The organism is Bradyrhizobium sp. 23AC, from assembly GCF_054863025.1.
This window is the reverse complement of the sequence record NZ_JAVAYN010000045.1, coordinates 1-11,852: the sequence shown is the minus strand read 5'-3', so window position 1 is coordinate 11,852 and position 11,852 is coordinate 1. Positions and strand designations below refer to the sequence as shown.

At 61.7% G+C, this 11,852-nt stretch carries 4 protein-coding genes, 9 pseudogenes and 1 other annotated feature; of the genes and pseudogenes, 7 read left to right on the top strand and 6 right to left on the bottom strand.

The window, feature by feature from the left end; genetic code table 11:
* A pseudogene (locus RAD10_RS41200) lies at positions 1-941 on the bottom strand (IS3 family transposase); the annotation flags it as partial.
* Positions 544-660, bottom strand: a sequence feature (AL1L pseudoknot). (Overlaps the previous pseudogene by 117 nt.)
* 720 nt (positions 942-1,661) lie before the next feature.
* On the opposite strand from RAD10_RS41200, the pseudogene RAD10_RS41195 reads away from it, so the two are divergent.
* The 5 genes and pseudogenes from RAD10_RS41195 to tnpC form a co-directional block, all read left to right on the top strand.
* A pseudogene (locus RAD10_RS41195) lies at positions 1,662-1,865 on the top strand (transposase); the annotation flags it as partial.
* Between the two features lie 104 nt (positions 1,866-1,969).
* Positions 1,970-2,924: pseudogene (locus RAD10_RS41190) on the top strand (IS110 family transposase).
* Between the two features lie 358 nt (positions 2,925-3,282).
* Entirely contained in the window at positions 3,283-3,600 is a 318-nt protein-coding gene (locus RAD10_RS41185) for a transposase (RefSeq protein WP_461621936.1), read from the top strand.
* A gap of 34 nt (positions 3,601-3,634) precedes the next feature.
* Positions 3,635-3,923 (top strand): annotated as a pseudogene (gene tnpB / locus RAD10_RS41180) (IS66 family insertion sequence element accessory protein TnpB).
* Positions 3,924-3,997: 74 nt separating this feature from the next.
* Positions 3,998-4,873, top strand: a pseudogene (gene tnpC / locus RAD10_RS41175) (IS66 family transposase); the annotation flags it as partial.
* Between the two features lie 614 nt (positions 4,874-5,487).
* On the opposite strand, the gene RAD10_RS41170 reads toward tnpC, so the two are convergent.
* The 4 genes and pseudogenes from RAD10_RS41170 to RAD10_RS41155 all read right to left on the bottom strand — a co-directional run.
* The gene (locus RAD10_RS41170; protein WP_461621935.1) at positions 5,488-6,165 is read right to left on the bottom strand and encodes an ATP-binding protein; all 678 of its coding nucleotides are present in this window, start codon (positions 6,163-6,165) and stop codon (positions 5,488-5,490) included.
* Positions 6,162-7,674, bottom strand: a pseudogene (gene istA, locus RAD10_RS41165) (IS21 family transposase). Before istA ends, RAD10_RS41170 begins: the two are co-directional and overlap by 4 nt.
* Before the next feature lie 113 nt (positions 7,675-7,787).
* Positions 7,788-8,066 (bottom strand): annotated as a pseudogene (locus tag RAD10_RS41160) (transposase); the annotation flags it as partial.
* Between the two features lie 151 nt (positions 8,067-8,217).
* Positions 8,218-8,679: pseudogene (locus RAD10_RS41155) on the bottom strand (IS110 family RNA-guided transposase); the annotation flags it as partial.
* A 130-nt stretch (positions 8,680-8,809) separates the two neighbouring features.
* On the opposite strand from RAD10_RS41155, the pseudogene RAD10_RS41150 reads away from it, so the two are divergent.
* Positions 8,810-9,265: pseudogene (locus RAD10_RS41150) on the top strand (integrase core domain-containing protein); the annotation flags it as partial.
* A 994-nt stretch (positions 9,266-10,259) separates the two neighbouring features.
* On the opposite strand, the gene RAD10_RS41145 reads toward RAD10_RS41150, so the two are convergent.
* The gene (locus RAD10_RS41145; RefSeq protein ID WP_461621934.1) at positions 10,260-10,640 is read right to left on the bottom strand and encodes a hypothetical protein; all 381 of its coding nucleotides are present in this window, start codon (positions 10,638-10,640) and stop codon (positions 10,260-10,262) included.
* On the opposite strand from RAD10_RS41145, the gene RAD10_RS41140 reads away from it, so the two are divergent.
* Positions 10,624-11,706, top strand: a complete 1,083-nt coding sequence (locus RAD10_RS41140) for a 3-hydroxyacyl-CoA dehydrogenase NAD-binding domain-containing protein (protein ID WP_461621933.1) — start codon at positions 10,624-10,626, stop codon at positions 11,704-11,706. The genes RAD10_RS41145 and RAD10_RS41140 overlap by 17 nt on opposite strands.
* The last annotated feature ends 146 nt before the right edge of the window (positions 11,707-11,852 follow it).

Sequence of the window (11,852 nt, the reverse complement as noted above, 5' to 3'; positions counted from 1 at the left end):
AGAGACGTATTGGCTGCCCCTGTCGCTATGGTGCACGAGGCCGCCGCGATGGACAGGGCGTCGATCATGCAGGGCCTGCTCCAGCGCGTCGAGCACGAAGCCGGCATGCGCCGTGCGCGAGGCCCGCCAGCCCACGATCCTGCGGGCATAGGCGTCGATGACGAAGGCGACATAGACGAAGCCGGTCCAGGTCGCGACATAGGTGAAGTCGGAGAGCCACAGAACATTCGGCCTTGCCGCCTTGAACTGGCGGTTGACGTGATCCAGCGGGCATGGCGCAGCGTTGTCGCTGATCGTGGTCTTGACGGGCTTGCCGCGGATGACCCCCTGCAAACCCATGTCCCGCATCAATCGCGACACCGTGCAACGGGCAACATCGAAGCCTTCGCGCTTGAGTTGCCGCCAGACCTTGCGCACGCCGTAGACGGAGAAGTTCTGATCGAACACCCGCCGAACCTCGACCTTCAGGGCAGCATCCTGCCTGGCGCGCGCCGACAGCTTGGCCGGATCGTGCCGCTTGGCGACATGGGCATGGTAGGTCGAGGGGGCGATCGGCAAGACCTTGCGGATCGGCTCGACCCCATGCGCCCCACGATGCTCATCGATGAAGGCGATCATGGCTTGGACCGGCGGTCGAGTTCCGCCGTCGCAAAATAAGTGCTCGCCTTGCGCAGGATTTCGTTGGCCTGCCGAAGCTCCCGGTTCTCCCGCTCGAGGGCCTTCAGCTTCTCGGCCATGTCGGTCGGAACGCCGGCTCGCTGCCCGCTGTCGACCTCGACCCTCTTGACCCAGTCATGCAGCGTCTGCGGCGTGCAGCCGATCTTGGCCGCAATGGAGGTCACCGCCGCCCAGCGCGACGGGTGCTCGCTGGCGCGATCCAGAACCAGCCGAACCGCACGAGCCCGGACCTCGGGTGAAAACTTGTTCATCGTCTTGCTCATAAGGGCTCCACCTTCTCAAGAGTTGGAGCCTCCGGCAATCCCGGGGCGGTTCAGACTTCAGAGGACCAAAGTTGCTACTAAGATCGCCAAATATTGGAGGGCGAAATACTTCCCGGGGGCCGACTCATGATCTTTTACGAAAGCGGACGAGTTTAAGCGGCTTTTAGTTCCGTCTCGATCGGGGTCGATATATGATCGCTGAATAGAGCCAGGTTCGATTGCAGAAGCCCTTGATGAAAGGGAAGATATCGCGCTGGGCCTCGGCACCGATTTGGTACTGATAAACGAACTCGGTTTTGAGGGTATGCAAGAAGAGTTCCATCGGAGTATCGTCGTAGCCGTCGGCCTTGCGGCATTATCGATGCGCGAAGGTTAGCAGTTGCAAGGGCGGCGCGATATTCGTTAGATACTGACCTGATTCAAGCGGTCGCGCAACACTCTGGAGTTGGAGGTTGCAATGAGCATTCGAACGCGGCGATCGACACGGCCTGGACGAGCGCTATTACCATCGCCAGGACAACTGCATATGCCTGGACGGGATGAACAGAGAAGTTTCTGTCGAGCTGTGGCTGCAGGACAAAGCAGCGAAGATGCCGCGCTGGAAGCCGGGGTGGTACACATCAGGCGTAGGCCGCAGGCTGATTGGATTATTGGGGCTGACCTTGCCCCGCGGCTTAATCCAGTTTGAAGTTCGTTCTGGCCCACGACAAGGACCAGAGCATGAAGCGCAGCCGCTTTACGGAAGAGCGGATCATCGAGATCTTGAAGGAGCATGAGGCCGGCGTGTCGGCCGCCGATCTGTGCCGCAAGCATGGCGTCAGCGACGCCAGCATCTACAAATGGAAGGCCAAGTTCGGTGGGCTGGAGGTCTCGGAGACCAAGCGGCTGAAGACGCTCGAGGATGAGAACACGCGGCTGAAACGTAAGACCGTATGTCCGCCTCTGCGGATGAGGTGGCTCGCCCTACACTGCGCGTCCGAGGGTTGCTCGGGCGGACCGAGCCGATCTTCATCACAGGAGGACGAGCCGTGGCAGATTATAAGGAAGCATTCATCGGAATCGATGTGGCCAAGCGGAAGAACGCCATCGCGATTGCGGAGGCAGGCCGGGAGGGGGAAGTTCGCTTCTTCGGCGAGGTCGACGCTTCGGCAACCAACATGGGTCGCCTCATAGCGCGGATCGCCAATCGGTTCGACCGCGTGCATTTCTGTTATGAAGCCGGCCCGACCGGTTATGGCCTCTATCGCCTGATCCGGTCGCTCGGCCACCAATGCACGGTGGTGGCGCCATCGCTGATCCCAAGAAAGCCGGGCGATCGGGTGAAGGCGAACCGCCGGGACGCCGTTTCTCTCGCGCGGCTGCTACGCGCTGGCGAGCTGACGGCGGTACCGATGAAGGCCACGAGGCGATGCGGGATCTCGTTCGTACGCGAGCGGCAGCGATTGAGGCGCTGCGGGTTCACCGGCAACAGGTGAGCGCCTTCATGCTCAAGCACGGCCGCACCTCGAAGAGTTCGTCTCGGCTTGGTCCTTGGAGCCGCTCGTGCGGGCGCTTCAAACATTGCGCGGCGTCGATCTGATCGTCGCGGTGACATTCGCGACCGAGGTTGGCGAAGTGAGCCGTTTTGAGAGCCCACGTCAAATTATGGGGTACCTTGGCCTGGCGCCAAGCGAGCGATCGACGGGCGAGTCCGTTAGGCGTGGTGGCATCACGAAGGCCGACAACGGCCGTGTTCGCCACATGTTGGTCGAGAGCGCCTGGACATATCGACACCCGCCGAAGATCGGCAAGACAAAGCTATACCGGCTCGAGCAGACGTCGCCGGCAGTGCGAGAGATTGCTTGGAAGGCACAGAGCCGCTTGACGGCCCGCTACCGGAAGCTGGCTGCGCGCGGCAAACGAGCGACGGTGGTCTGCGCTGCTATCGCCCGTGAACTGGTTGGGTTCATGTGGGCGGTCGCCAGGCAGGTGCACGCAGCCTGATTAGGCGCTCTTCTCATCATTCGTGCATGGGCGGAGGCGGGACCACGGCAGAGGGAATGCGCGCCGATGCTTTGTGGCCGGCAAGAGCGCCGACGCCCGCAGTAAGATAGGAGCCGACCTCGGACGTAAATCGGGAATGCGGTAGCCAATCCGCGCATCAGAGCTTGATCACGGACGTCCTTCGGTTCCGCCTCCACCTATGCACGACCACCTCCATGAACAGCCGATCGACGGTCGGACGCTCCTCTGCGTTCTAATCCTTGACAGCGGACATCAGAGCGTCGTTCCGCTCCCACCTTCTCGCGGCACCTGGGACAGGCGAGTTTCACGATCTCTTTGAAGGGATCGGCTTGTGTCTATGCTTGACCATACGCTTAGGTCGGACGTGACGGCGCGCCGGCTGGAAGTGATCACGGAGACGGGACGCCGTCTTTGGTTCTCCAAGGACGACAAGGCCCGGATCGTCGAGGAGACGCGGGTACCCGGCGCGGTCGTTTCCGAGATTGCCCGGCGGCACGGGCTGAGCCCACAACAAGTGTTCACCTGGCGGGCGCAAGACAGCGCGACCCAAGGCCAAGCCGGATGTTCGGGCTCGCCGTTGCGATGCCGGGGGCATCGAGATCGAAGCCGAGGGCGTCACGATCCGGGGTCGGCCGAGGCGCGGACGTGGCGATGATTGCGGCAATCGTCCATGCGCTGAAGGCAAGCCGGTGATCGGCCCGTCCGGAACTGTCCGGGTAATGGTGGCAACCAAGCCGGTCGACTTCCGCAAGGGAATGGAGGGGCTTGCTATGTTGGTACGCGGGCACATGAAGGCCGATCCGTTCTCGGGTGCTGTTTAATCTTCTGGGATGGTACAGGTTTGTGCCCGGCGGCTCGAGGAAGGCATCTTCCGCTGGCCGAAGATCGAGGATGGCGTGATGCGTTCTGCTCGAAGGGCTTGATTGGCGGCGTGTCCACGCGGCACGGGAGACGGTCGTCCCGACGCAAGCCGGATAACTGTGGGCCGCGCTGCGGCGAAGTGAATCAGGGGCATCGAGTACGTCGTCAGGTGGGCGCGAATATGCTCAGATTTGCCTGTGGGCGATAACCTTCCTGATAATCCCGAAACGCTGAAGGCGGTGCTGCTGGCCGAGCGGCACGAGAGCGAGCGGCTGCGCCAGATCATCAAAGAGCTGCAGCGTCTTCGCTTTGGCCGGAAGGCAGAATCGCTTCCCGAGGAGCAGATGCTGCTCGGTCTCGAGGACGTCCAACAGGTTGCGGCCTGTACGGAAGCCAGCCAAGACGAGACAGCTCCGGAAGGCCGGGCCGAACGGGCACGCAAGCGCCGCAACAATCGCGGAGCACTACCGACGCATCTGCCGCGGATCGAGGTCGTCGTCGACATCGGCGACAAGACCTGCCCCTGCTGCCAGGGCGAGTTGCACCGGATCGGCGAGGACAAGAGCGAGCGGCTGGACATGGTGCCGGCGCAGTTCCGCATTGTCGTCACCCGGCGTCCCAAATACGCCTGCCGCGCCTGCGAAGATAGCGTCCTGCAGGCCGAGGCTCCGGCCCGCTTGATCGAAGGTGGGCTGCCGACCGAGGCAACCGATCATCTGCCGCTCTACCGGCAGGCCCAGATCTATGCCCGCCAGGGTATCGCTCTCGATCGATCGACACTGGCGGACTGGGTTGGGCATGCCGCCTTCCATCTGCGCCCGCTGCACGAGCACCTTCTTACGGCGCTTCGGGCAAGGTCCAAGCTGTTCGCCGACGAGACGACGGTGCCGCTGCTCGATCCCGGTCGAGGGCGCACCAAGACCGGCCAGCTCTGGGCCTATGCCGCCGGCGACAGGCCTCGGGGCGGGCTCGATCCGCCCGGCATCGCCTATGTTTATGCCCCCGACCGCCAAGCGGAGCGGCTGTTCAGCCATCTTGCCGGCTTCAAGGGCGTCCTGCAGGTCGATGTGTGTGGACGCCCCAGTAAATGCAAGCAAAATCTAACTTCGGAACAGGCATGTGGTCGGGTGCTGACGTGTGTCCGGCCTCGTGATGCGACCTCTACACGTCGCGGGCCCTTATGGAATGCGTGGATTGGATCCAATTCGGCTACGCGTGCTCTCTGGCACTCATCGACCTGTTGATTCTTCCAATCCTAGTCCCTGACCGATTGCCCATAATCCTCCGTTAGACCTTACCACATTCCCGACGTCTCTCGGCTTCTGGCCCTGCGTTACGCAGCACCAGACGCTGGAGCTTGGTAAACGCCACCGCGGACCATCAAGGCCCAAGCGATACGCGCCAATGTGTTCGCTAGAGCGACGGCAATCAGCTTTGGAGGCTTCTTCGAGAGCATTCTCGCCAGCCAGGATCCTGCTGGCGATCCATATCGTCTTGCCCATCGTACGACGGCGGTCGCACCAAGCACAAGGAGGCGTCGGAGATCTCGCCGGTGTAGCGCGTCGATCTGGATGGGAAGGCGCGGCAATCTGGATGGCGAGTCGGTGTCGCGGCGAAGTAATGATTGCCGCGGAGATTGTCGTGCGCAAGAGTTTTGTTGAACTCTGAATGTCGCGGAGCGTCAATCAGCGACGGTTTTGGGTGTCCCGTGCGAGGTCGGCCGTCCCGGACCGCGTTTTCGGTCGAGCGCGGTGCGTCTGCGACAGCTCTCGACGTTCATCTCAACGATGGTGGCGTGGTGAACGAGACGATCGATGGCGGTGACGTAGGCAAGATCATCGAGAATCAGGAGATCGAAGCGATCAAGGCGGTTGATGGCGGCCTCGAGGTTAAGCTCGCGGCGAGCCAGCTGGAGCTTTTGCACGAGATCGGTGGTGCGGGTGAAGAGGACCCGCCATCCGTTCTCGATGAGGGTCAGGCCGATAGCTGCGGCCAAGTGGCTCTTGCCGCCGCCGGGCGGCCCGAACAGGAGCAAATTGGCGCCCTTGCCCAGCCAGCTGTCACCGGCGGCGAGCGCCATCACCTGCGCCTTCGAGATCATCGGCGCGACCTCGAAGTCGAAGCTGTCGAAGGTCTTCCCGGCTGGCAGCCTGGCCTCGACGAGATGGCGTTCGGTGCGCCGGCGACCGCGTTCGGCGATCTCGTGCTCGGCAATGGTGGCGAGGAAGCGGGCCGCCGGCCAACCTTCCTTGTCGGATTGCTCGGCAAATTGCGCCCACAGCACCTTGATGGCTGGCAGACGGAGCTCGTTGAGCAACAGATTGAGGCGCGCGGTATCAACGGTGTTGGCCACGCTCATGCGGCACCTCCGGTCTCGGCGGTCCCAATGAGGCTTTCGTAGGTGGCAAGCGGCGCGAGCTGCACCACGACGTTTGGCAGGTGGGCGGGGTCAGGAGCGAAGTGAGCGCGCAGCCGGTTGAGTTCGGGCAGTCGGCCGGCGTCAAGGTCGGCCGTGAGCTGATCGGCGAGCTCGGCCTCGCAGCCGCGCTCATGAGCGAGCGCGAGGAGATCGACCATGATCCGGCAGGCCTTCTTGTCCGGTAAGCGCTCGCGCAATCGATCGAACGTTCTCCGATAGGCCTCGCGCGGGAACAGCCTGTCCCGATAGACCAGATTGAGAAGCGCCATTGGCTTGCGCCGCAGGGAATGGATCACGTGCCGATAAATCGACGATCTGGTCGTACTTGCCGTTGGGATGCGGCCGCCCGCGCGGCAAGGTAAGGAGATGCGTACCACCGATGAACACGTCGAGGTGATCGTCGTAGAGCCGTGCCCGCAGCCGGTGACCGATCAGCGCGATGGGACCGTGTAGAACACCTTGCTCAGGGTGAAGCCGCCCGAAGACGTCACGCGGACGATCACCTCTTCGTAGTCGGAGGTGCGGCGATCGGGCAGCTCCTGCAATACCACGCGCTCGCTATCGATCCGCCTGGCGTTGAGGGCATTGCGTGCTGACGATCTCGTCGATGAAGCCGCGATAGGTGGCAAGATCGTCGAGGTCGACAGTTCCGCGCAGCAGCAAGGTGTCCGCGATGGCTCGCTTGAGATGACCGTGGGGCCCTTCGATCGAGCCATTCTCGTGGGCGACACCTCGATTGTTGCGGGAAGGCCGCATGCCGTAATGGGCACAAAGGGCCTCGTATCGCTGCGTCAGATCATCCCGGGCATCGCGATCGAGATTGCAGAATGCGGCCGACAGGCTGTCGGTCCGATGCTCCCGCGGCGCCCCACCGAGCGACCAGAGGGCATTCTGCAAGCCTTCGGCCAGGGCAACGAAGCTCTCGCCGCCAAGCACGACGTGGGCGTGCTCGAAGCCGCAATAGGCCAAACGGAAGTGATAGAGACGATGATCCAGCGGTGCGCCCGCGATCGTAACACCCAACTCGCCCATGTCTGTGAAGTCGGAGAGGCCGAGCTGACCAGGCTCATGGATCTGGCGGAAGATTACCTCCTGCTCCTCGCCGTGGATCGCCCGCTAGGCACGGATACGACGTTCCAGGGTACGAAGGATACCGGTGCCGAGATCAGGATGACGTCGGAGCATCTCCTCGAAGACCGCCGCCGGGCGTAAGCCAGGTGCCGACTTCAGGATCGGAACGATCTCGGTCTCGAATACCTCGCTCAACGGGTCCGGTCGTCGCCGGCCGCGGGGAGCCTTCTTTTGCGATGGAACTCGGGGATCTCTCTCGATCCGATAAGCGGTCGACGCACTGAATGATGCCTTGGCCGCCGCCACTGGCGGGCTATCGGTCTGACGGTACTTCATGTAGAGCCTCATTTGGTGATCTGTGATGTGTCGGCCGGGCAAGCGAGTGATTCCTCTTGGCGGAAGAACCACTTGCATAACCTGCCGGGCGCGATCACCAGTCGGCGCGGTCCCTCGCGGATCGCGCCGACGCCGGGCTCATAACTCCGGTCGGGCTACGCCCTCCCTTCGTCACGAGCCCGGCGAAAGTCTCTCACCTTGATTGACGCGCTCTTCCATCCTGATCGCCGCGCGACACGCCGGCCCATCCTGGAGATTTTGCCAAGCCTGTCCTTGCCTCCGGAAGAACTCTGTTTGGGCGTGAGACCAATCCAGGCCGCAAAATCACGCCCCTTGGAAAAGGTCTCCGCCGAGGGCGCCAAGGCCTCTATCGCTGTGGCGCAGATTGCCTCGATCCCCGGAATAGCCATTAAGCGGGAGGCGACCTCGTCCTTTCTAGCGCGCATCCGAAGTCCCTTCTCCAGTGCTACTATCTGCTCCGACAGAGCTTCCACATGCTTCAAGAGTTTCTGGCAAAGGCCACGAGCAAGACCGGGCAGGTCCGGATATTTGCTAAGAGCTCATCCAAGCGGGGAATACGTCTCACGCCCTGAGCAACGATCAAGCCGTATTCCGCAAGATGTCCGCGCAAAGCGTTAATCGCCCGTGTACGCTGTCGAACTAAGAGATCACGAACCTTGAATGCCATGGAAGAGGCTTGTTTCTCGGCGCTCTTGACGCCGACAAAGCGCATCGTTGGTCGAGACGCGGCTTCAGCGATCGCTTCCGCATCCGCTGCATCGTTCTTCTGACGCTTAACAAAGGGCTTCACGTAGGATGGATGGATCAGCCGGACATCGTGCCCAAATTTACCGATCTCCTGTCCCCAATAGTGGGCGCTGGCGCAGGCTTCCATTGCGACCACACACCTTGGCAACTTGGCGAAAAACTCGAGCAATCTGCTGCGGTTGAGCTTTTACGCAGGATCATCCTTCCATCATGTCCCGCGCCGTGGATCTGAAACACGTTCTCGGCCAAATCCAAACCAATGATGCTAACCTCGTCCACGGACGTCCTCCTTACCGGGTTTCAACACTCGCACTTTGGCACAATCGATGCCGTCGGGGGCGTCCACTCCATCGGCTACAACGCCTATCCGAAGCTTGCCGAACGTGGCGAGGTCGAGCTCCCTTCTGCTGACGGCTGGTCGCTCGACTTCGTCTCGGATCAGCTCACCGACGGCCGCCGCTTCCGCATCCTGACCGTGGTCGACGAGTGCACGCGCGAGTGCCTGGCGTTGGTGGCCGATGCCTCGCTGTCGGGCTCTCGGGTGGCGCGGGAGCTGGACCGGCTGATTATCGAGCGCGGCAAGCCCAAAATGGTGGTCAGCGACAACGGCACCGAATTGACCAGCAACGCCATCCTGACATGGGCCGATCAGAGCCGCGTCGCCTGGCAGTACATCGCGCCCGGCAAGCCGACGCAGAATGCCTTCATCGAAAGCTTCAATGGCCGGCTCCGAGACGAATTGCTGAACGAGACGCTGTTCACTTCGCTGGCCTCGGCTCGTGTCGCGCCCGGATGCTGGCGGGCCGATTACAACGAGGCACGACCACACTCGCAACTCGGATGGAAGACGCCGTCCGAGTTCGCTTTCACCTGCCACCTGCCACCTGCGCCGGGAGCGGGGGCTGCGCTATGCCGAGGGCTCCGCGCCAGCTCCCGCCGCTGCCACACTGCCCAATAGGTCAAATCCAACAGCCGGGACGAACTCAGGACTGGATAAAACTTGGGGGCAAGGTCAGGGCGGCCAGCGCTTGAGCCAAGTCGGATTTTCTTTGTGCATTGGGAGGAGCTCGATCAGGTTTTCGATGCCGAAGTCGGTGAAGGCGTGAACGCCGTGTTCTCCGACCCCATAGACCCAGATGACACCCGGCCTTACAGAACCGAGCGGCACAACCGAATTCGATCCTACCGTGCGGCGGCACCTCCCAAGCACGCTGGTTAGGCGTCTTAGATGTACGTGTCGCGCAATCCAAACCGAGGCCCATGCACCGTTGCGACGTAGTAAGACTAATAGCTTCTGAAGAAACCGCTTGGCGAGACTGCGCCCGATTTGCGTATACAGCAGACGATTTGTTCGGCATCTCGCAACGATGAAGCCCCAAAGATCAGCGCATCATCGACCAATGCATCGCCAATCGTCAGATTCCGAATATTGGTAATCCACGGATTCAAAACCCTGGACGTCCTGTTCGCTACGGGGACGTCGGAATTCCGACGATCCCTGCGTCATATCAAGACCACGCTGCTGGTTACAAGCATTTGTCCTCCCCGTGCTAACGGATTCGCGAGTGGCACGGCGATTGCTAAGGGGTAGGGGCTCCCGCAGCCGCCATATCGACAGGAGTTCCCAATGAGTGCGCTCGAATTTGTCTACTCAATCGGCCGATGCCCTTTACGCTCGGAATCCAAGAACGGTGACTTCATACAGTTATCGTCAGCTGTTGGCTCGCTACAAGTCTAGCTTGCAAAGTGAGGAGAGGGACGAATGTATCCGAGGTGTTCATCACCTGTGCGATCACAGGATGGTGCGGAGTGCGCCGAAGAGTCCGCTTTTGCCAGTGATCACCGAGCAGATTACGGGCTCAGCGTTCAAAGCCGTAGTGGTTGCGGTTCACGTTCATATGCGCGCGATTGCGAAAGCCGGCGGGCGTTGCGGAACCCCCGGTGCAGTCGGATGTGAGATCGTTGCTCAATCCGACCGCGCCCGTGGTCGGCCACCTCCTGCTAGGTGGGTTGGGCATCGCGGATGCAGCTTCCACACCTTGGCGGGCGCGAACGCGCGGGTCGGAAAAGATAACTTCGACCTCTCGGGGCGGCTGGGGATCAACGCCGAGCTTGCGCAGCGTGCGATACACATTCTCGAGAGCATCGGAGTGAGGGTGATGAGTCCGAACGAGGTGCGCGAGATGCTCAAAGTCAATGTTCATACCTGAGAGGCCAAAGTTCATGTCCGAGAATTCCACGTTCGTCTCTGAGAGGCTGCCGCGGGCAGTCGGAGTGCTGGGCAGCGGCGTAATCGGCGGCGGGTGGGCCGCACGCTTTATCCTCAACGGGGTGGACGTGCGGGTTTATGGCCGGTCGCCTAGTGCGGTCGAACGTCTACAGGAGCGGTTAGCAAAGGCGCGGCGGGCATATCGGCGATTAACCCAGGTCCCGCTGCCATCCGAGGGGTCGCTGACGGTGGTGAAGTCTGTCGCGGACGCGGTGCAAGGCGTGGAGCTAGTGCTGGAGTCCGCGCCGGAGCGCCTGGAAGTCAAGCAGCAGCTGCTCGCGGAAGCCAGCCGGGCGGCGGCATCTGGGACGTTGATCTGTTCCTCGACCTCGGGCTTGGTGCCATCGTTGCTGCAGGCGGAGATGGAGCACCCCGAGCGCCTGCTCGTTGCCCATCCGTTCAACCCAGTGTACTTGGTGCCGCTGGTTGAACTGTGCGCCGGACAGCGCACGGCGCCTGAGAACCTAACGCGGGCGGCCGAGATCTACCGGGCAATTGGGATGCACCCGCTCCTCGTGCGCAAAGAGGTGGACGGGTTCATTGCGAACCGACTGCAGACGGCGGCGTGGCGTGAGGCGCTGTGGCTCGTGCACGATGATCTGGCCACCCTACAGGAGATCGACGAAGCGGTCCGTTACTCCTACGGACTGCGTCTGCCGGTTTTGGGACCCTTTCTGAGTTACTTCGTCGGCAGTGGTCAGACCAACTTGCGTACCTTCTTCGAGAAATGGGGCCCCGGGCTGAAGTCGTCTTCAAAGCTCGAAGAGGTGCCTGGATTCGATGATGCTTTCCTAGACAAACTCACCGAGCAGCCAAACGCGCAGGCATTGACCGAGAACCTAACCCTTTCCGATTATGAGCAGAAACTCGACGACGGTCTGGTGACCGTGCTGAAAGGGTTGCGCTCTCAGGGCTACGGTGCGGGCGAGACGCTCCTGCGTTGGGAACAGGACCTGCGCGACCGAGCTCCGCAGCTGACTAGCGGTTCCGGCGCGGCGCCAACACGAGAGATGCCGCCAGACTCAATACACCAATGAGAGCCGCTAGCTATAACCCTTCAACGACGCCATCGACGCACTGCTCCGTTACATCGGTAACTGACGGTGTGAACCTCCTCCGAATGAGTGGACACCTGTAGTAGGCTCGTTGAGCCCGGAGGTGTCGAATGGAACGTCAACGTCGA